Below are 21,860 nucleotides of genomic sequence, written 5' to 3'. Positions count from 1 at the left end.
GAGGTTTCTCAAATTCGTATACTAGATGCATCACAATTTATTAGGAGGAAATTAAAGGGGGTCATCAATGACAATTCTCAAAAATTGTCATTGATGACCCCCTTTTTTAAAGAGAAAATTTTCTTTTTTAAGACCTGCTTGCCCATTATCCTTCATAAAGTGAAGACGGCAGTCCAATTGACCAACGATTGCTAAGTATTTTACCCCACTCGGCGAAGAAATTGACCACACAATGCGAAGTTTTTTGACCAAAAAGAGGACCCACTATTTCTAGTGACTGTCCTCTTTATTTTTTAACTATTCTAAATCACTTGTATTTATTTGATTTTGCTGCAATCCATAGCGTTCTCTCATTGAAATCTCACCTTGTGAATATAGCCAAAGGGCAAGCCACCTCGTGCCAAGTTTTAGGCCACTCTCTGCCACGAAATAGGCCACTGCAGTTATAAACAGGAAATACCTTTAAAAAAAGAGTAACACTAGGAATTTTTAATTTCCATTAGTATTACCCTTTTTTACTTGGTGCTGGTTTTAATTCCAGTTTTCGGCTTCTTCCCTTAACTCATTGGATAGTCCGTAAAGTTCTCTCATTGATTTTTCACCCTGGATCTGGATTGGATAAGCATTATTTACTATTCGATCCAGGATTGCTTCGGCAATCTGGGGATTTTCAAATTTTGTATACCACCCTTTAGGATCATATTGACTGCAATATATTGTTGATCCTCTCTGCGTTCTAAAATCTACTAATTCCAGGATACTATGCGCGTTTTCGTTTGTTACATTGTCAATTAACCAATCATCAATAATTAGAAGGTCTACTTTCTTGTATCTTTCGATAATCTTTCTGAAATCACCATTTGATTCATGTTTTGCCACTGCCAACTCATCTAGAATTTCTGGCAGTCTAAGATACTTCACTCGTTTAAATTGTTTACAGGCTTCCATCCCTAGAGCTGTTGATAACCAGGTTTTGCCTGATCCTGCTGCTCCCATAATGATGACGTCATGTTTGTCTTTAAGGTACGTCCCGCTCGCTAATTTGGCAATTAAATTTTGATTGATTTTCCGTTCAGGTGAATAATCAACATCTGCGATACAAGGATCATTAGTCATAAAATTTGCTTGATGGATCAGCCGATCTAATCGATTGTTTTGCCAAGTAGCATACGCATTATCGACAATGATTTCAAAACCATCTTCAAAGTTCATGGTCCTAAAGCTGCCGTTTCGATCCTGGATCTCTAAATCATTTACCATTGAAGTTAGGCGTATTTCTCTTAATTTACGTTTAGTTTCTTCGTTGATCATTATTTGTTTCCTCCGTAATATCCAGCTCCGCGAGAGAAGCCATGATCTTCTTCATTTTTTGATTTTGTTTTTGGTTGCTGTTGATTTTTTAAAATTTGTTTGATAATTGTCAAAGTTGGTGCTGTGGCAATCTTCGTTACGGTTTCACAAGCAGCTTCAATTTCTACTGCTGCATACTTGTGAGTAAGGCTTTTGAAACTAAATGCCGTTTTTAAGCCTCTTCGATCACTAGAGTTGTCTTTTAGAAAATAGCGCATTACCTTCAGAGTATTAACTCCGATCCCTTGTGCCCATTTCATTGCTGATTTGGGTGTATGATCAACGTATAATTGATGATTGGTTGGCATATGATTGCGGTTTGTTGATACCTGACCAAACTTCCCATAAAGACGCTTATGTGCTGCGATCCGATTATCATGAACGAAGACTTCAATTAAATTAGTCGTTAACTTGACCTGAACGGTAGTGGATATATACTGATGAGGGACGCTATAAAAACGGTTATCCACATTAATATGGTAATCTGGTTGAACGGTGGCAGTTTTCCAATTAACCATTTTGTATGGATCAGGTGGTAATGAATGAAGCATTGATTGTTCTTCGGCAAGAAATGCCTCTTTGCGGCTCCCTTTTTTATAGCTCTTAGTAAATGGCTGTTCATTAAACTCTTTTAGTTTTAATTGGACAGCTTCATTTAATTCTTCAAGACTAAAGAACGTTTCATTTCTTAAAGCAGCGATTACCCAGGTTGAAAGATTCCTCACGGTTCCTTCAACAGTTGATTTGTCTTTCGGTTTTCTGACTCGGGTGGGATCAATAATTGTATTATAGTGACGGCCAAAATCGCGATAATTATTGTTTAGGATTACTTCATCTCGACTATGTTTAGTAACCCCCGTCTTTAAATTATCCGGAATTAGATAGTCGGTAACACCGCCAAAGAATTCATAGGCATGAATATGCGCTGTGATTCAAGCCTCTTCATTGCGGGATAGAAAAGCTTCACAGTAGGCATAACCACTACATGGAAGAGTTGCAACGAATAAGTGTGCATCAAGGATCACACCGTTTTCTTGATCAATCAGATGTAAGGCTAACCCAGGCCAATCTACCTCCATAGTTTCAGCAGGTTTGTGACGAATTCTCAAAGTTGCTTTATATCTTTTGGCATAAGCCGTATAGTCACGACAAAAAGTCCGATATGAGTAAGGAAGGACATTGTTTGTAAATTCCGGGTTTAAAATGTCATTAAAATCCAAAAAAATTGTCAGAAAAACGACATTAATTGGATAAACTACACGCATAACCTTAAGGAGAAAATAAAATGCGTTTAGATGTCTCGGATTGGATGATCCAGTTCCAAGTTATGAATCACAGCAGTAAATTAAAACCAAATTTCTCGGAGATCGGAAGAAAACTTAATGCCGACCCCCGAACAGTTAAGAAATATTTTCAAAAGGAGAAAAATTATCGAAATGGAAAAACAGAATTAGTTAAACCTCGAAAAAAACACTCTAGTAAGCTGGATCCCTACAAGAAAGTAATTCAAGCTAAATACAATGATGGAAATACCGCAATGTCTATCTTCTACTTTATTAAGGATGAACTTGGTTATCAGGGAGGAAAGACTCTTGTTTCTGACTACTGCCGGACCCTTAAAAAGAAAAAGCTAAAAAAGGCAACGGTTAGAGTTGAGGTTGGTCCAGGAGATTCGGCTCAAGTTGACTGGAAAGAAGGGATTACCATCATTACTCAAGATGGAACCAAAATTACTGGTAACATTTTCCTCTATATTCTGGCTCATTCTCGATTTAAATATGTGGAGTTTACTTATAAACGGGATCAAAGAACATTTCTCAATTGTTTAAATCATGCCTTTACATCAACGGGGGGGATTCCAGAAAAGATTTGGTTTGATAACCAAAAGGTGGTGATTGATCGTGCCCGCTCAACTTTTACCAAACGGGTGTTTAACGAAACGTTCATCGCTCATGCCCATGACGCTGGTTTTATTCCTTTTCTTTGTCGGGTCGGCAGGCCGCAGACAAAAGGCAAAATTAAATCCTTAGCGGGATTGGTTGACCGCTTAAAAGTTTACAGCAACGAAGTAATCGATGCTGAAGATTTTGCTTCAGTGGTCAGACGGTTTAGTCAAAAGATCAACTATGAGAAATCACAAGCCACAGGTAAGCCCCCAATTGAACTCTGGCGTAAAGAAAAAGAGTATCTCATGATTATGATCCAGAACTTCTCGAATCTTATACTGAAACCATTATTGAAAGAAAAGTCAGTAAAGAATCGATTGTTGTGTTTAATAATTGCAAATACTCATTACCTACAAAATATATTGGCGGAACTGTGCAGCTAAAACACGACGACAATAATCTTTACCTTTGTCATAACGGCAGTTTAGTTCGAACGCACGTTTTAAGTAAAAAAAGATTTAACTATCAGCGGGAAGACATGAGAGAAATTGTTGAAAGTGATCTTTACCATGATCGAGATGATGAAATCATTGATGCCTTCGTTGATAAAAATATGCAGCAGTTTGATGAGTTGGGGTAAACAATGAGCCGTTACCAAGAATTAGAAAACAACTTAAAACTTCTTAATTTAAAATGCTTTGCTGCTTGTCTTCCAGGAGTGTTCGATGATCAAAAGAAGCGTCAAATTTCCTTAGTGGATGCCTTATATGAACTGAGTTATCAAGATCAGCAGCGGATTGAAAGATGAATTAAACAAGCCCGCTTTCCTTATCAAAAAGATCTATTGGATTTTGATTTTAGTTTTCAGCCAAGTATTAATCAGGCAGAAATTGAAGATCTGAATTCTTTAAGATTCCTGGCTGAACAGCAGAATGTACTATTCGTTGGGAATTCAGGGGTTTGCAAGACTCATTTAGCAACCGCTCTGGGGATAGAATGCTGCCGCCAGGGAGAACGAACTCGTTTTATCCAGTGCGGTGAATTAATCCGCCAGTTAGAGGCAGCTTATGATCAAAACCGGGAGAAGGAACTTTTACAGAAATTCTTCGGCTATTCAGTCTTGATCATTGATGAGATTGGTTATTTACCAATCAGTCGAATAGGCGCCGAGTTATTTTTCCAATTAATTGAAAAGAGGTATGAAAGAAAGACCAATATCATTACTACCAATATTGCTTTATCCCAGTGGGGCACGGTCTTCAGTGATAAGAAGTTAGCTAATCCGATATTAGATCGGTTAATCCACCGTTCAAGAGTGATTAAGATCACCGGACAATCTTACCGAATGAGAGGGCACGTCATTTCAAGCAGTAAAAATTAAGAAGAAGTAAAAAGCGCGAATGAAGAAAGCAAGCCAGCGATAAATAATCAGACTGGAGAAATTGGGCATCATGAAACCGGGATTGATCAATTCCGGAAACAGGATTCAGAAGAGTTAAACATCGGCAACAGCCGGCTGCAGGCTAAATATCTAGGAGAAAGTCAAAACAGCCAAAGCCAATCTTAAGTTGAGAAGTGAATGATGATTGTGAAACCTACGAATAATTCAGGGGTAGAATCACTAGTGAAGTGATTTCCAAAGCGGGAAAATAATAGAACAAGCTAAGAAAGAAATGAAAAGAGAAAGGAGATTAACTGGATCAAGATCCTGGAAAAAAAGACAAAAATATTCCGGAAAATTAGGGCATGAAAACACCGCTCTTGACATTCAACTAACTCAAGAATAATTTGTGCTTGTTCATCATTGATTGGTGTCAGCATCCACTCATCGATAATTAACAGATTGACTTTCTTATACCGTTCAATAATCTTTCTGAAATCTCCATTAGCTTCATGTTTTGCCACCGCTAAATCATCCAAAAGTTCCGGTAAGCGTAAATATTTTACTTTATAAAACTGTTGGCAGGCTTCCGTTCCCAAAGCAATTGCCATCCAAGTTTTCCCGCAACCGGCTGCTCCTTTAAGAATAATATTGTGACTCTCTTTAATATAATTTCCAGTCGCTAAACTTAGAATTAGATTTCGGTCCAGCTGGCGGTCTTCTCGGTAATCGATGTCAGAGACGCAAGGTTCGTGGGTGGAAAAATTAGCCTGCCGGATTAAGCGGGTTAGGCGGTTAGATTGTTGATTGTCATAAGCTCCATCGACAATGAGCTGAAAGCGATCATCAAAGCTCATACCTTGGTAATCTGGATTCTGTTCTTGGATTTCTAAAGCCTCAGCCATTGCTGTCAGTCTCAATTCTCTTAATTTTCGTTTAGTTTCATCAGTAATCATTATTTGTTTTTCCTTTCAAAATATTCAGCACCTCGTGAAAATCCATGACTCTCCTGCTCAGGTGCTTTGGTTACAGCTAACTGTTGTTTATTTTTTAAAACTCGTTCAATCGCTGAAATGGAAGGTGCGTTGGCAATTTTATTTACTTTTATACAGGCAGCTTCGATTTCAACTGGAGCATAATTACGTGCTAATCCTTTAAATCTAAACGCTGCCTTAAGCCCCTGCTTCTCACTAGGTGCTGATTTTAAGAGATAGCGCATTACCTTGAGAGTATTGATGCCGACTCCTTCAGCCCATTTCGTTGCGGTTTCTATCGTATGGTCAAGGTAAAGCTGATGATTGGCTGGTAAGTGATCATGGTTGGTTGAGAATTGACCATATTTACCTTTTAACCGTTTATGGCTCGCAATTCGATTCCCTTGGTAGAATATTTCTACTAGATCCTTGGTCAATTTGATCTGAACCTGGTTTGAGATATACTCGTAGGGAACGCTATAAAATTGACTTTCAACGTTGACGTGGTAATCTCGTTGAACAGAAGCTTTTTTCCAGCTTGTCATTTTGTAGGGCTCAGCGGGTAATGGTTTTAGGGCAAATTGTTCTTCTTTTTTGAATGCTGTTAACCTGTTGCCTGCTTTATGTTTTTTACTAAAAGGCCGCTCGTTGAACTCGCTAAGTTTCTGACGAACGGCTTTATTTAGCTCTTCAAGTGTAAAGAATTGTTGATTCCTTAATGCAGCAATCACCCAAGTTGAAAGAATTCCAACGGTTTTTTCGACACTTGGTTTATCTTTGGGTTTTCTAACTTTGGCGGGCATGGCAATTGTATTGCAGTATTCAGCTAAATCTCGATATGCATCATTTAACACCGCTTCGCCCTGCCGATACTTTTTAACACCGGTTTTCAGATTATCGGAGATTAGGTATTGAGTTACTCCTCCGAAAAATTCATAGGCATGTAAATGTGCAGTTAACCATGATTCTTCCTTCATTGAAAGAAATGCTTCACAGTAACTATAAGAACTGCAAGGAAGCGTGGCAACAAATAGATAAGTAGGGATTAACTCTCCTGAATCAGAGTCAATGATTTTCAGAGTTGACCCCGCCCAATCAACTTCCATAACTATTCCAGGCTTGTGATGAATTCGCATTGTAGCTTTGCACTTTTGTGCATAAGCACGGTAATACTGACAGTAAGTCCGGTAAGCATAAGGAACTTTATGGTTCTGACGGCATTCTTGTTCATACTCATAGTAGGTAATGATAGCGTGACGTTTGGTTTAGCCAGCTCATTGTGCATTTGTTCAAAGTTGGGAACTTGGCGCCCCTTAGCTTTTGGGTGTTTCTGGGGAAAGAGCAGAGATTCCAGCCAAAGATCAGTAATTTCATCTTTAAATGGCGGACCAATCTGATGAAGTTCAGCCTGTTTGATGACTTCTGCAATTTTTGGGCGAGAATTGCCGATAATAGCAGCAATTTCTCTGTGAACTATTCCTTGGGCATAAAGCTCAAGAATTTTACGATAATGGATCAAAATAAACCTCCTGTAAGATAGAATTGGCATGCTTGAAAGCGCATGCCTCTAAAGTATACAGGAAGTTTTAAAGTAGTGGACTATTTCGTGGCAGAGAGTGGCCTATTTTGATGGCATTCTTCAGAAGTTCAAGCTAAATGCCGGTATTAAAGTAATTCAAATAAAATTCTAAACCGAAAAGAAAGGCTCACAATTCTGATTTTAAGAATAACAGAATCGCGAGCCTTTTAATATACGTCGGTTATTTGGTACATACGTTAACAGAACCAACACAAAAAGCTCCCAATTCAGTCTCTCGACTGTCTTGGAAGCTTCTTTCTTTGGTACTTATGTTATGAACTCTTGTATTTAGCTTGTGCTAAAACCCAGTTCTAACGAATCTTTGCGTAATACAGGATTATTTCTTTGCCGTCAGTACCCATAGTTCCTTTCAGCTTACTTTCCTGACCCGGTATCAATGTATAGCCTCTCGGTGCTTTATGTGCACTGTCATTAATATCAAAGTCATAATCTGAACCCTCCTCTATAGAAGTTTGGAAGTCTTTTAATCCTCTAACACCTCTTGTTGAAGGAAGTTGTTCCTTATGTATAACTTTCAAAATATGTGTTGCCTTTGATTGAGGGCTCAAATACACATTTATATCTTGAGATTGAGTTGTATATGTTGGATTTTCTGGCTGTTTCAGATTCATACTTGATAACTCACTATTAGATGTATAGGAGTAGCCCGTATGAGCATTAATAAAGTCCGAAACATAATTACTTGCAGCATCTAATTTTAATACATCTCCCGTCCTATAAGAGGCTTTAGGATTAGAATTTGAATCAGGATTCTCTTTTGGAGTTACAGTTCCGAGTTCTTTCAACGTTTTAGCATCTAAAAAGTGAACTGTAATATTACTTTGTGCTTCACCAATAACATAAACTGTCTGAACTCCACTTGTAACACCATACACTAATTCTGGTTGCGTCAAACTACTTCCCAAATCATCTAACTCAGCTTTACTTGCTACATGATATCCTGCTGGAACATGTCCTTTGACCTCGTCACTATCTACCTTTAAGTTGTCGCCGGTTACATGTCCTGATGGGATATATGGCATACCTACTTTCTTCGTAGGATCGGAAGCATTTACAAATTGGATTGAAATGTTATCTATTGAATCGGCTGTATAGTAATAAGTAACTTCATGTCCGCCATCAGCTGTTAGTTCCCATGTATCAGGTTGTTGGTTTGGAACAATTGTATAGCCTGCAGGTGCTTTTTGTTCTGGATCATCTGGACTAACTGTTACGTTATCTCCGATTATGCCACCTTTATAAGTATCAGTCATTCTAGGTACATTTTTTGTTGTGCCTTTAAGATAATGATGAACCGTTACTCTGCTTGATGCATGACTTGTACCATCAACTACATCTCCTGCTACATATACAGTTTGTGTCTGTGGAGTTGTTGAGAACTCTAGGTTTTTATCTGGTTGTTTATTACCATTCAGTTCACCATTTTCTGCATAGTGATAACCCGTTTGTTTCAGCGTGTTATCAATATAACTTCCAGCAGTTTTGCTTGTAAGATCTAAAGTATCGCCAGTCTTACCCTTTGGAGAATCAGTCTTAACAGTCTTACCATTCTTCGCGTTTACAAAGTTAATTGTAACGTTACTTTGTTCTTTAGCTGTGTAATAGAAGGTAATATCACCTGTACTGTCAGGCTTAAACTTATAAGCTGTCTCTTTAGATTCAGAAGATAAAGTATACCCTGCTATTGGTGCTGTTGGTTGAACTTTGATAGTTTCTCCAACACGTCCATTCATTGTGATATCAGGCATTCCTGGAACGTTTGTTTCAGTATTATTCGGTCCTTTAATCTTATGATGAACAGTTAGTGCATTACTTGCAGTAGTTTCTTTACCAACAACATAAACAATTGGATTTTCAGTTGGTGCTTGTGGTCCATACGTTGGATTTACGGGTCTTGTTAATCCCTTATCCTTCAATTCAGGATCAGTTGCCAATTGATATCCATTTGGCACTGCACTCTTGATCTCTGGATCATTACTTAGATCTAATTCATCCCCTGTGAAGTGGTTCTGAGGAGTGCTATGACCAACGATATCTTTGCCAGCACCATTGATGTTAACAAAGTCTACTGTGATGTTTGTTTGCGTATTTGCCGTGTAGTAGAAAGCAATTTCGCCCGGCTTGCTGTTATCAGTCTTAGGTTTGAACGTATAGTTAATGGTATTTTCGCCATTAGCTATGCTATAGCCTGGTACAGCTTGGGTTGGTTGGACTGGGAGAATCTGTCCAACTCTTCCGCCCTTCTTGATATCATCCATCCCCGGTACTTTAACCGGCTTACCCTTGGCATCTTTCTTATCCTTAATGTAATGGTGGATGATTAAGGAGTTACTGTCATTCTCGCCAATGTCATCACCAATAACCCAGATTGCGGGATCTTGTTTCTGATCTGTATATGATGGATTCTTTGGCTGTTCAACCTTATTACCATTCTTATCCTTCAACTCATCTTCTTTAGCGACATGATAGCCCGGTGGTAAATGTCCTGCCACATCTTTATCTACGATATCAATCGTATCTCCAGTATGATGACCAGTTGGCGTATATGTAGGTTCTACTGGATCACCTGTTGTTACATCAGTAAAGTGAATGTGAATGTTGTCATTCTGGTCTGCCGTGTAGTAGAAGGTGATCTCTCCTGGCTTACTGTTGTCATCCTTTGGCTTGAAGGTATAGTCAACAGCTTGCGAAGTTGGATCTAGAGTATAACCTGCTGCTGCTTTTGTTGGTTTAACATTAATAGTCTGACCAACTCGTCCACCTTGTTTGATATCTGGCATCGTTGGTACTGGTACATCTTTACCATCTTTATCCTTCATCATGTGATGGATGATTAATGCATTGGCATCATCTTTGCCAATTGTATCTCCAATAACCCAAACTGCGGGATCTTGTTTCTGATCTGTATATGATGGATTCTTTGGCTGTTCAACCTTATTACCATTCTTATCCTTCAACTCATCTTCTTTAGCGACATGATAGCCCGGTGGTAAATGTCCTGCCACATCTTTATCTACGATATCAATCGTATCTCCAGTATGATGACCGGTTGGCGTATATGTAGGTTCTACTGGATCACCTGTTGTTACATCAGTAAAGTGAATGTGAATGTTGTCATTCTGGTCTGCCGTGTAGTAGAAGGTGATCTCTCCTGGCTTACTGTTGTCATCCTTTGGCTTGAAGGTATAGTCAACAGCTTGCGAAGTTGGATCTAGAGTATAACCTGCTGCTGCTTTTGTTGGTTTAACATTAATAGTCTGACCAACTCGTCCACCTTGTTTGATATCTGGCATCGTTGGTACTGGTACATCTTTACCATCTTTATCCTTCATCATGTGATGGATGATTAATGCATTGGCATCATCTTTGCCAATTGTATCTCCAATAACCCAGATTGCGGGATCTTGTTTCTGATCTGTATATGATGGATTCTTTGGCTGTTCAACCTTATTACCATTCTTATCCTTCAACTCATCTTCTTTAGCGACATGATAGCCCGGTGGTAAATGTCCTGCCACATCTTTATCTACGATATCAATCGTATCTCCAGTATGATGACCGGTTGGAGTGTAAGTAGGAGTTACTTCGTCACCTGTTGTTACGTCAGTAAAGTGAATGTGAATGTTGTCATTCTGGTCTGCCGTGTAGTAGAAGGTGATCTCTCCTGGCTTACTGTTGTCATCCTTTGGCTTGAAGGTATAGTCAACAGCTTGCGAAGTTGGATCTAGAGTATAACCTGCTGCTGCTTTTGTTGGTTTAACATTAATAGTCTGACCAACTCGTCCACCTTGTTTGATATCTGGCATCGTTGGTACTGGTACATCTTTACCATCTTTATCCTTCATCATGTGATGGATGATTAATGCATTGGCATCATCTTTGCCAATTGTATCTCCAATAACCCAAACTGCGGGATCTTGTTTCTGATCTGTATATGATGGATTCTTTGGCTGTTCAACCTTATTACCATTCTTATCCTTCAACTCATCTTCTTTAGCGACATGATAGCCCGGTGGTAAATGTCCTGCCACATCTTTATCTACGATATCTATCGTATCTCCCGTGTGATGACCAGTTGGCGTATATGTAGGTTCTACTGGATCACCTGTTGTTACATCAGTAAAGTGAATGTGAATGTTGTCATTCTGGTCTGCCGTGTAGTAGAAGGTGATCTCTCCTGGCTTACTGTTGTCATCCTTTGGCTTGAAGGTATAGTCAACAGCTTGCGAAGTTGGATCTAGAGTATAACCTGCTGCTGCTTTTGTTGGTTTAACATTAATAGTCTGACCAACTCGTCCACCTTGTTTGATATCTGGCATCGTTGGTACTGGTACATCTTTACCATCTTTATCCTTCATCATGTGATGGATGATTAATGCATTGGCATCATCTTTGCCAATTGTATCTCCAATAACCCAGATTGCGGGATCTTGTTTCTGATCTGTATATGATGGATTCTTTGGCTGTTCAACCTTATTACCATTCTTATCCTTCAACTCATCTTCTTTAGCGACATGATAGCCCGGTGGTAAATGTCCTGCCACATCTTTATCTACGATATCAATCGTATCTCCAGTATGATGACCGGTTGGAGTGTAAGTAGGAGTTACTTCGTCACCTGTTGTTACGTCAGTAAAGTGAATGTGAATGTTGTCATTCTGGTCTGCCGTGTAGTAGAAGGTGATCTCTCCTGGCTTACTGTTGTCATCCTTTGGCTTGAAGGTATAGTTAACAGCTTGCGAAGTTGGATCTAGAGTATATCCAGCTGCTGCTTTTGTTGGTTTAACATTAATAGTCTGACCAACTCGTCCACCTTGTTTGATATCTGGCATCGTTGGTACTGGTACATCTTTACCATCTTTATCCTTCATCATGTGATGGATGATTAATGCATTGGCATCATCTTTGCCAATTGTATCTCCAATAACCCAGATTGCGGGATCTTGTTTCTGATCTGTATATGATGGATTCTTTGGCTGTTCAACCTTATTACCATTCTTATCCTTCAACTCATCTTCTTTAGCGACATGATAGCCCGGTGGTAAATGTCCTGCCACATCTTTATCTACGATATCAATCGTATCTCCAGTATGATGACCGGTTGGAGTGTAAGTAGGAGTTACTTCGTCACCTGTTGTTACGTCAGTAAAGTGAATGTGAATGTTGTCATTCTGGTCTGCCGTGTAGTAGAAGGTGATCTCTCCTGGCTTACTGTTGTCATCCTTTGGCTTGAAGGTATAGTTAACAGCTTGCGAAGTTGGATCTAGAGTATATCCAGCTGCTGCTTTTGTTGGTTTAACATTAATAGTCTGACCAACTCGTCCACCTTGTTTGATATCTGGCATCGTTGGTACTGGTACATCTTTACCATCTTTATCCTTCATCATGTGATGGATGATTAATGCATTGGCATCATCTTTGCCAATTGTATCTCCAATAACCCAAACTGCGGGATCTTGTTTCTGATCTGTATATGATGGATTCTTTGGCTGTTCAACCTTATTACCATTCTTATCCTTCAACTCATCTTCTTTAGCGACATGATAGCCCGGTGGTAAATGTCCTGCCACATCTTTATCTACGATATCAATCGTATCTCCAGTGTGATGTCCTGTTGGTGTATATACAGGGGTTACCTCTTTACCTGTAGTGACATCAGTAAAGTGAATATGAATGTTGTCATACTGATTTGCCGTGTAGTAGAAGGTGATCTCGCCTGGCTTCTTTGGATCAAAAGTATACGACGTTTCCTGGGAAGCTGGGTCTAAAGTATATCCAGCTGCTGCTTTGGTTGGTTGAACCTTAATAGTTTGACCAACTCGTCCGCCTTTCTTGATATCTGGCATCGTTGGTACTGGAACATCTTTACCGTCCTTATCCTTCATCATGTGATGGATGATTAATGCATTGGCATCATCTTTGCCAATTGTATCTCCAATAACCCAGATTGCGGGATCTTGTTTCTGATCTGTATATGATGGATTCTTTGGCTGTTCAACCTTATTACCATCCTTATCTTTCAACTCATCTTCTTTAGCTACATGATATCCCGGTGGTAAATGTCCTGCCACATCTTTACCGATGATATCAAGTTCATCACCAGTGTGATGACCCGTTGGCGTATATGTAGGTTCTACTGGATCACCTGTTGTGACATCAGTAAAGTGAATCGTAATATTGTCGTACTGATTTGCCGTGTAGTAGTAGATAACTTCATGCCCCGTACCAACTTGTAAAGTCCACGTATCTGATTTCTGATTAGGAACGATCGTATATCCAGCTGGTGCTGCCTGTTCTGGATCGCCAGGGTTAACCGTTATCGTATCACCAATGTTTCCACCAATTTGACGGTCTTTCTTAACAGGAATAGTTGTTGGAGTGTTGTCAGGTTTTCTTAAGTAATAGTGAACAGTTACAGCATTTGTGTCCGTAGGTTGAACCTTATCACCTGTGATATAAACGGTTAATGATTGAGCAACAGGACCATACTTTGGACTATTTGGTTGAACTTTACCCTTTAATTCATCTGTTGTTGAGTAGTGGTAACCATTAGGTATGATATCGCTTAGGAATGAACTATTAGCGCTCAGATCCAAAGTGTCGCCAGTTTTAGGGGTACCAGGAGCTACTGCGTCGGTTTTCAAAGTTTGATTAGTATTAGTTGCGACCAAGGAAACCTTGATATTGTTTGTCTGACCGACTGTAATCTTAGCAGTATCAGATGTATATGTCTTTTGATCAAATCCGTAAGTATAAACGTATTTAATCTTATATTCGCCATCGTGTTTAGTAATTTGATCTAATGCGACTGGATTATCTTTAGAGTCAGTAACCACTGCTTTTACTGCGGGATCATTCCAAGCAAGGACGCCACCAACAGCACTTCTTCCGCTAGTAAAGTTATTTGCGGCGCTGAATGTATCTCCTACGGAATAGTGATAGTCTTTAACCTGAATATTTCCTAAGAAGATCGGCAAAGTAACATTAATTGTTTTGTTTGCAACCCCAAGAGAAGATAGATCAATCGTCACTGTATATTTAATACTAGTCATTCCTGGATTAATCTTAAATGTATCTCTATTTGAATCATAAGTTGCGTTTTGAACGTTAGATATGGTTACTGGCAAACGTGTTCCATTGGTTCGAGTCCATTGCACCACATCTGGATTTTTAAGGTAGCCATCTTTATCAGGAATATGGTAATTAATATCTGTAAAATCAGTTAAAAATTTTTCTGTCTGACCCCAGTTGTCACTATAGAGATGTTTATAATTTTTAAAGACGTAATCAACGTTTGTAAAATGTGTTAAAGGAGATTCACTATGACCAACTAAAGTACTAATTATGTTTCCTGGGTTAATTAATCCGGTCAAAGTTGTTGGTAAATATAAATAAGTTAGCTTTGGACATGCCCAAAAGATTTCCCAAAAATTCTCGTTTACGTTACTTGGACCCAATTCTTTAATAGATTGGCTAATAGAAGTTACCCCTTCGCTCAACGTAAAAGAAACTAAGTTTGGCAAAGTCCCAATTGTACCGGCATATAAAGTTTTTACAGTTCCAGGAACAACTAATGAAGTGATTCGGGAATTGTTAATGAGGCCATTAGGAGTGCCATTTACTCCATCTCCAAACCCCCCATAATTACCATCAATTCTGGTTACTGTATAAGTCTGCCCGTCTTTAGGATTGACAATCTTGGGTGGTATATTAACCCTTGATTCTTGCCCATTAAATTTTTTCATATAGGCAGTTCCATCAGCGTTATATTGCCAAGTAAATTCGCTCGCTGGAGTGTAATCAGTGTCTCCATCCTGAGGCGTCAATTGAGGACCTATGACAGGGGCATCCTTGCCAGGTCCTATATTTATAATATTTGGGGTAAAGCTTGGCATTAAGCTATTTCCCTTGTTAACAGCAGATGTGGAACTTGTTGTTAGGTTATTTGATGTTGCTGTTATTTGGGTCACATTTTTACTTGTATCGTCGGCTTTCGTTAATGTGGACCCCAATCCAATGCTAACAAAAAAGCCAAATGTAGTGATGCCAGCAACAAGCCAATGTTTACCAGCTTTATACATCTTATAATGAACTTTTTCGTCCATTAATCTGTTTTTCTGATTCTTAAATCTCAACTACATATCCTCCATATAAATATATAACCATCAAAAGATCAACTCTAATGACAGAATTATTTTAACATAAACTTGATTGTTTCCGCCAAAAAAAGAAAAACATCATTAATTAGTTTGCACAATTGCGATATTTGCGATTAAAAGCGTGGTCTATCCTCACTTAATTAAATAAGATTAATCCTGTTGAGTTATGTTGCAAGCCCGATTTAATTTAGAAAGTGAAATCAGATCAACAGTAAGCAGTATTTAGTCTCCGAATTACTAAAAATTAATCCCTTTTGACAAGATTATTATACAACATATAAATCGAAGATAGTTAAAAATGTCCAGAAAATTATTTTCAAATTTCTGATTATATTTACAATTGATTTTTAATTTATACGAAAACGGTCGCTCATTATTGAAGTCTATCAATGCTCCGTGCATATTATATTTGAGGGTCTAAATTAGGGGCATCTTATAAACGTAATTTTGAAATTTTGTTTCTTATTTCGGAAACACATCTTTTGTATTTATCATCAAAAAAATTATTCGAATTAAAATATATGTGATATAATTCTCTTTTGTAAAATATCTATTGGTTATCTAGGAGGAAAGTTTTTTGAAACTAAATAGAAGAAAATATATGTTAATGGACGAAAAGGTTCATTATAAGATGTACAAATCAGGTAAAAGTTGGGTAGTTGCTGGAATTACTGCCTTTGGTCTTTGCCTTGCTGTTGGTTTGCCTACAGCATCAGTTAATGCTGCTACCAAGGCAAGCGAAGTAAAATTAACAGCAAAGAGCAACGCTAATCAAAATGCAGAATTGATGCGTCAGTTTAGTGGTAATCCACTGCTTAAGGATTCAGGCTTGACTTTAGCACAACAATATACACAGCTTACTACTGCTAACTCTGCACCAGTATTTGGTAAAATCATTACTGGTAAAGATACTTATCTACGTTATTTCTACGGGGACGGAACTACTGCACCACTTGCAAGCATTTATGCAAGTGATGCAACTGGACAAATTACTGGCGGGGGAAGTGTTTCACTTTATGGAGCACTCCCAAACTTTAACGTCATAAACAAAACTACAGGTCAAGTTCTTAGTAATGCTCTTTATGATTCTGGTCGTCGACGTGGACGAATTAAGATCGGAATCAATAATGATATGCAAACTCTTGCTGGGCCAATCCAAGGGAGTCAAAGACTTTACTACATCGGAACCGAACCTAGTAAGAATAATGATCCTAGTGATCCTGAATTAAATCAGAACTTGATTGTTAAATATTCTTCTGACTATTTAATTAAGGGCAAGACTTATACGATGGATTACACGCAAACGTTTAAGCCTAATGGTAGCTACGTTAACTACACTATTTCTGCTCGTAACGTTACCGGTTTGGCAAGTGGTAATCAAAATGACCCTGCTAACGATTTGCCAGGATTATTCTTTGAATCAGACTTCGATACATACTTTATGGATCAAGGTGACTCAGCTCCAATGTACTATATCGCAAATAATGCTGGATTATTTAGTAGAGGTAAAGGGCCTGACGGAAATACATATCGTTTAAATTATTACTTTAATACTCCGACTTCTCCAACTGGCTGGGTAAGTCCAGGTAATGCTTACGACGATGCTAAGAGACTATTTCCTACACCTGATTCTCTAGGTAGTAAAGTTCCAAAAGGTCAAGCCCCTCATAAAGATGGCGAATACGCTACAACTACTCCTGTAAGTGATCCAGGACTTTTCATGGTTTGGAAAGGTCAGGATTTAAAAGTTGGCGAATCGCGTGAACTTAGTTATCAAACTGGGATGATCAATGAAAATGCTGAAACAGCTGTTATTAAGTTGGACAAAGAATCTGAGAGATATACTGGTAAGAATGACTATACAGTAACGGGTAAAGTATCAGACAAAGATACTACAGCTTTGCCATTGAAATATTATTATAGTATCGATGGTGGAACAGAAATTGAGTTTACTGGTCCAGTGTTAACTGATAATACTGAGAAACCATTCTCTTTTGTGATTCCTAAAGATAAGTTGACCGTCGGAGATACCCATCAGATTGCAGTATTTACTGTCGATCAATATGGTCAAACATCTCCAAACCAATATATGCAGTTGACCGCCGAGGCAAATCTTGATGTAAAAGATGTTAATCATTTCGTTGGTGACACATTTGATAAGTATGAAGGTTTAATTGGGGGCGAAGAAGTTAATGGCGATCCAATTAAGAATACAAGTGTTGACGTTACTATTACGGGACCTGATGGCAAAGTAGTTGATGCTGCTGATGTAACAAAGAATCCTGGTAAATACACGATTACATATTCATACACATATGGTAACGATTCTACTAAAATCACTAAACAGTCGACTGTTAATATCTATGCACCTAATGATCCTACTCACGGGGCAGATTTTACCGTTAAACCATCAAAAACTTATTACAAGGATGATAAATTCAATCCAGAAGACCTCTTTGTTAGTGGTTGGAAACATGATAGCACTGGAGCAAAGGTTGATCTAGAGTTTAAAGACTTAACTCATGTAAATAACACAGTTCCTAATTCAAGTTTAAATCCAACTGATGATGATTTAACGAAAAATACTGGAAGCTACGAGGTTGTTTATAACTATCCTTACGGAAATAATGGTCAGGTTAGCTCTCAGAAGACTAATATAAGTATTGTTGATCGTAAATATATCACTTTAAAATATGTCGATCAAAAGGGTAATGAGATTGATCCTAAGTTCTTGACAGATTTGAAAGATAATTTGACTAGTGGACAGCATAGCCTTCCTTACGGATCTGATTTTACAGTTACACCCGTAAATGCTTTATCACTCAATGGTAAAGAAGTTTATACTTTAGATCACTTTGAGGTTGACGGTGTTAAGCAAAACGCTGCTAGTTCTAAGTTAACTTTCGGTGACAACGATCAAGTAGTTAAAGTTGTGTATAACGGATCAGCTGCTAATAACATCACAGTAGAATTTGTTGACGTTGATCATCCAGAGAAACCAGTATCTTCTGACAATCCAGCAGGTAATATTGGTGAAGAATTAGATCTTGGTAAGAATGGCGCTGGCGTTGCTAAATTACCAAATGGTTACCACTATGCCGATGCTTCAGAATTAAAACCAGGACAAAAACAGCCACAAGCTAATCCTACTTTTGATACAGATGCAAAAAAAGAAACAGTTTATGTAGTTGGTGACGTTATCGCTCCGGGTGCTACAAACGGATTAATTGTTCATCATATGATGAAGGATAAGAATGGTAATGATGTACCAGTTCCAACGATGAAAGATATTCAGATGGGTGGACGTGTTGGTCAGACTATCAAAGTTAAACCAACAGAAGCTGCAGCAGGCTATACTTTGGATCCAACTGCAAAAGCTACTGATTACACTTTTGCACCAAATACTAGCACTAGCACACCAGGAGAAATCACTTTCTACTACACCGCAAATCAATATGACAACATTCATATCAGCTTCACGGATGTTACAAATAAAAAAGAAGTGAAGCCAGTTTATACACCAACAGGTAATCATACTGGCGATAGTCTTGATCTCTCTTCTCCAAAAGATAATCCTAATTCTGATTTAGCAGGACATCTGCCAGATGGTTATCATGTTGCAACAGGTGCTGAATTAGTCGGCGAAGATGGTACAACAGCGAAACAGCCAGCTAATCCAACATATACTTCTGAAGATCAATATCCGTCAATTTGGGTTATTGGTAATGATATTAGCGAAAATGACGCTAATGCACTAACAATCCACCACATGATGAAAGACAAGAACGGTAATGACGTTCCAGTTCCAACAATGAAGGACATTAAGAAGGGTGGACGCGTTGGCCAGACTATTAATGTTAAACCAACACCAGCAGCAGATGGCTATAGTACAGATCCAGTATCAAAAGCTGTTGATTATACTTTTGATCCAAAGAAACCAGGCGAGATTACTTTCTACTATACTGCTGATATTCAAGACAATATTAAGGTTGATTTCCAGGATGTTAACAACAGTAATGTTAGCGTTGGTTCTGAAGTTCCTAAGGGCAATCACACAGGAGATACCCTTGATCTATCTACAGTTAAACTTCCTGATGGTTATCATGTAGCAACTGATGATGAATTAGTAGGTAAGACAGGTTCAGATGGCAATCAGCTTAAGCAACCAGACAATCCAGTTTATAAACCAGGCAGTACGATTGTTCCGGTTCCAGTTTATGTTGTTGGTAATGATATTGCTGAAGGCGATGTAAATGCGTTGACCATTCACCACTATCTCAAAGACAAGACTGATAAAGATGGCAATCCAGTTAAGGTTCCAGGCATGGAAGACATCAAGAAGGGTGGAAAAGTTGGCGAAACGATCTCGATCCAACCAACACCAGCAGCGCCTGGATATGATTTTGTATCTCAATCAGACACTAGCTATAAATTTGACCCTAAGAAGCCAGGAACTGTTAACTTGTATTACAAGCCTTCTTCTTTAAGTAATATTACAGTAGACTTTGTTAACATCAATGGTTCGGGTAAGGATGTAGTAGGTACGGGTACTCCTACACTTCACTTCACAGGGGATGAATTAGATTTAAGTAACGACCCAGAGATCAAGAGTGCAGTGCCGAACGGATATCAATTGGCAAGTGATGACGAATTGAAGGCTAAGGGATTAACAAGACCCCAAAACCCAACATATGGACCACAAGCACCAAAGGAAAATCCAATCGTTTATGTTGTTGGTAAAGAAACTACTGCAAGTAATGCATTAACTGTTCATCATAAGATTAAAGGACCGAATAATACTGAAACAAACGTTCCAGGAATGTCTGATATCACAATGAATGGACGTGTTGGAGAAACTATCAAAGTTCAACCAACAGCACCAATAGCAGGGTATACTTTAGCTTCTGAATCTAAAGAGACAGCTTATAAGTTTAAGCCTGACAGTACAGGTGATATTACCTTCTATTACACAGCTAAAGAACAAAGTAACGTTACAATTAACTTTGTAAACGCGAAGAATGGTAAAACTGTTAAGACTGATTCTCCAAAGGGTAAGACTGGTGATACTTTAGATCTCACAAGTGTAGGTCCTGATAGCTATATTAAGAAGACAATTCCAGCAGGATATCACTATGCAACAAATGGTGAACTGAATGGTAATTCTCAGCCAGATAAAAACCTAGAGTTCTCAACAACTCCACAGACACAAACTGTATATGTAGCAGGAGATGTAGTTGATGGCACAAGTCATGCATCAAGCAGAGTAACGATTCACCATTATCTTAAAGGCACTGCTACTCCTGTACCAGGCATGGGGGAAGTTGGAACTGGAAATAGTTATAAAGGTGGCATAATCGGAGATAACGTAACAGTTAGTCCAGATGATCCAGAACAAAAAGCACCTGCAGGCTATACAATTGTTCCAAACCAACAACCTGATACATGGGAACTAACAGCTGATGGCGGACATGAAGTTACTTATTACTATACAGCCGATTCAATAGATAACATTTCAATCCAATTTGTAAATGCTTCCGATCCTACGAAGAAAGTAGGTATGCCATATATCCCATCAGGACATGTAACCGGCGACAACTTAAAGGTAGATAGTGACGAGGTCAAAGGACATGTTCCAGCAGGATATCATGTAGCAAGTAAAGCTGAGTTAGATGATTTGGGAAGTAGTTTGACGCAACCAGAATTAGTGTATGGTGTTACAAGTGGAGTTCAGACAGTTTATGTTATTGGTGAAGCACAAAGTAATATTACAGTTCACTTTTTAGATGCTAAAACGTTGAAAGAACTCGGAACTGTAACTCCAAAAGAGAATCCTGATTCAAATTCTAATCCTAAAGCCTCTTATAGGACGGGAGATGTATTAAAATTAGATGCTGCAAGTAATTATGTTTCGGACTTTATTAATGCTCATACGGGCTACTCCTATACATCTAATAGTGAGTTATCAAGTATGAATCTGAAACAGCCAGAAAATCCAACATATACAACTCAATCTCAAGATATAAATGTGTATTTGAGCCCTCAATCAAAGGCAACACATATTTTGAAAGTTATACATAAGGAACAACTTCCTTCAACAAGAGGTGTTAGAGGATTAAAAGACTTCCAAACTTCTATAGAGGAGGGTTCAGATTATGACTTTGATATTAATGACAGTGCACATAAAGCACCGAGAGGCTATACATTGATACCGGGTCAGGAAAGTAAGCTGAAAGGAACTATGGGTACTGACGGCAAAGAAATAATCCTGTATTACGCAAAGATTCGTTAGAACTGGGTTTTAGCACAAGCTAAATACAAGAGTTCATAACATAAGTACCAAAGAAAGAAGCTTCCAAGACAGTCGAGAGACTGAATTGGGAGCTTTTTGTGTTGGTTCTGTTAACGTATGTACCAAATAACCGACGTATATTAAAAGGCTCGCGATTCTGTTATTCTTAAAATCAGAATTGCGAGCCTTTCTTTTGTGGTACGCATCATCTTGGTTGTGCC

Annotated in this window: 11 protein-coding genes; 5 read left to right on the top strand and 6 right to left on the bottom strand. The window is 38.5% G+C overall.

From position 1 onward, the window contains the following. Positions 1-531 precede the first annotated feature (531 nt). From R8495_RS10975 to R8495_RS10965, 3 genes are all read right to left on the bottom strand, one after another. Positions 532-1,311, bottom strand: a complete 780-nt coding sequence (locus tag R8495_RS10975) for an ATP-binding protein (RefSeq protein ID WP_317635496.1) — start codon at positions 1,309-1,311, stop codon at positions 532-534. Then, positions 1,311-2,075 (bottom strand): Mu transposase domain-containing protein, encoded by a 765-nt coding sequence (locus R8495_RS10970; RefSeq protein WP_317635495.1) that lies wholly within the window; start codon positions 2,073-2,075, stop codon positions 1,311-1,313. Before R8495_RS10970 ends, R8495_RS10975 begins: the two co-directional genes overlap by 1 nt. A gap of 207 nt (positions 2,076-2,282) precedes the next feature. Continuing rightward, positions 2,283-2,615: a hypothetical protein gene (locus tag R8495_RS10965; protein ID WP_317635494.1), complete on the bottom strand. Its 333-nt coding sequence runs from the start codon at positions 2,613-2,615 to the stop codon at positions 2,283-2,285. Positions 2,616-2,635: 20 nt separating this feature from the next. Between R8495_RS10965 and istA (R8495_RS10960) the strand changes: the two genes are divergently transcribed. From istA (R8495_RS10960) to istB, 4 genes are read left to right on the top strand one after another with little or no spacing between them, the layout of a single operon-like run. Further along, positions 2,636-3,679, top strand: coding sequence for an IS21 family transposase (istA, locus tag R8495_RS10960; protein ID WP_317635493.1), 1,044 nt, complete (start codon positions 2,636-2,638; stop codon positions 3,677-3,679). Continuing rightward, positions 3,619-3,876 (top strand): Mu transposase domain-containing protein, encoded by a 258-nt coding sequence (locus R8495_RS10955; RefSeq protein ID WP_425613246.1) that lies wholly within the window; start codon positions 3,619-3,621, stop codon positions 3,874-3,876. The genes istA (R8495_RS10960) and R8495_RS10955 overlap by 61 nt, the downstream gene beginning before the upstream one ends. 3 nt (positions 3,877-3,879) lie before the next feature. Further along, positions 3,880-4,044: a hypothetical protein gene (locus R8495_RS10950; RefSeq protein ID WP_317635491.1), complete on the top strand. Its 165-nt coding sequence runs from the start codon at positions 3,880-3,882 to the stop codon at positions 4,042-4,044. After that, positions 4,045-4,617 (top strand): IS21-like element helper ATPase IstB, encoded by a 573-nt coding sequence (gene istB, locus R8495_RS10945; protein WP_317636636.1) that lies wholly within the window; start codon positions 4,045-4,047, stop codon positions 4,615-4,617. It begins immediately after the preceding gene. A gap of 281 nt (positions 4,618-4,898) precedes the next feature. Here the strand turns inward: istB and R8495_RS10940 are convergent, their stop codons facing one another. The 3 genes from R8495_RS10940 to R8495_RS10930 form a co-directional block, all read right to left on the bottom strand. Beyond that, the gene (locus tag R8495_RS10940; protein WP_317635490.1) at positions 4,899-5,573 is read right to left on the bottom strand and encodes an ATP-binding protein; all 675 of its coding nucleotides are present in this window, start codon (positions 5,571-5,573) and stop codon (positions 4,899-4,901) included. Beyond that, complete coding sequence (istA, locus tag R8495_RS10935) at positions 5,573-6,838, bottom strand: IS21 family transposase (protein ID WP_317636635.1); 1,266 nt, start codon at positions 6,836-6,838, stop codon at positions 5,573-5,575. The genes R8495_RS10940 and istA (R8495_RS10935) overlap by 1 nt, the downstream gene beginning before the upstream one ends. Before the next feature lie 643 nt (positions 6,839-7,481). After that, a complete protein-coding gene (locus R8495_RS10930) occupies positions 7,482-15,326 on the bottom strand; it encodes a KxYKxGKxW signal peptide domain-containing protein (RefSeq protein WP_317635489.1) in 7,845 nt (2,614 codons plus the stop codon). A 601-nt stretch (positions 15,327-15,927) separates the two neighbouring features. Here R8495_RS10930 and R8495_RS10925 point away from each other — a divergent pair. Then, positions 15,928-21,639 (top strand): KxYKxGKxW signal peptide domain-containing protein, encoded by a 5,712-nt coding sequence (locus R8495_RS10925; protein ID WP_317635488.1) that lies wholly within the window; start codon positions 15,928-15,930, stop codon positions 21,637-21,639. Positions 21,640-21,860: the final 221 nt, after the last annotated feature.

The sequence above is a fragment of the Xylocopilactobacillus apicola genome, assembly GCF_033095985.1.
Classification (GTDB): Bacteria; Bacillota; Bacilli; order Lactobacillales; family Lactobacillaceae; genus Xylocopilactobacillus; species Xylocopilactobacillus apicola.
The sequence above is the reverse complement of the archived record's forward strand: the minus strand, read 5'-3'. Positions and strand labels throughout refer to the sequence as shown.

Bases quoted from the DNA above. Each gene is read 5' to 3' on its own strand.
- R8495_RS10940 (WP_317635490.1), bottom strand. From the start codon at position 5,573: ATGATTACTGATGAAACTAAACGAAAATTAAGAGAATTGAGACTGACA.
- istA (WP_317635493.1), top strand. From the start codon at position 2,636: ATGCGTTTAGATGTCTCGGATTGGATGATCCAGTTCCAAGTTATGAAT.
- R8495_RS10975 (WP_317635496.1), bottom strand. From the start codon at position 1,311: ATGATCAACGAAGAAACTAAACGTAAATTAAGAGAAATACGCCTAACT.
- R8495_RS10965 (WP_317635494.1), bottom strand. From the start codon at position 2,615: ATGCGTGTAGTTTATCCAATTAATGTCGTTTTTCTGACAATTTTTTTG.
- R8495_RS10950 (WP_317635491.1), top strand. From the start codon at position 3,880: ATGAGCCGTTACCAAGAATTAGAAAACAACTTAAAACTTCTTAATTTA.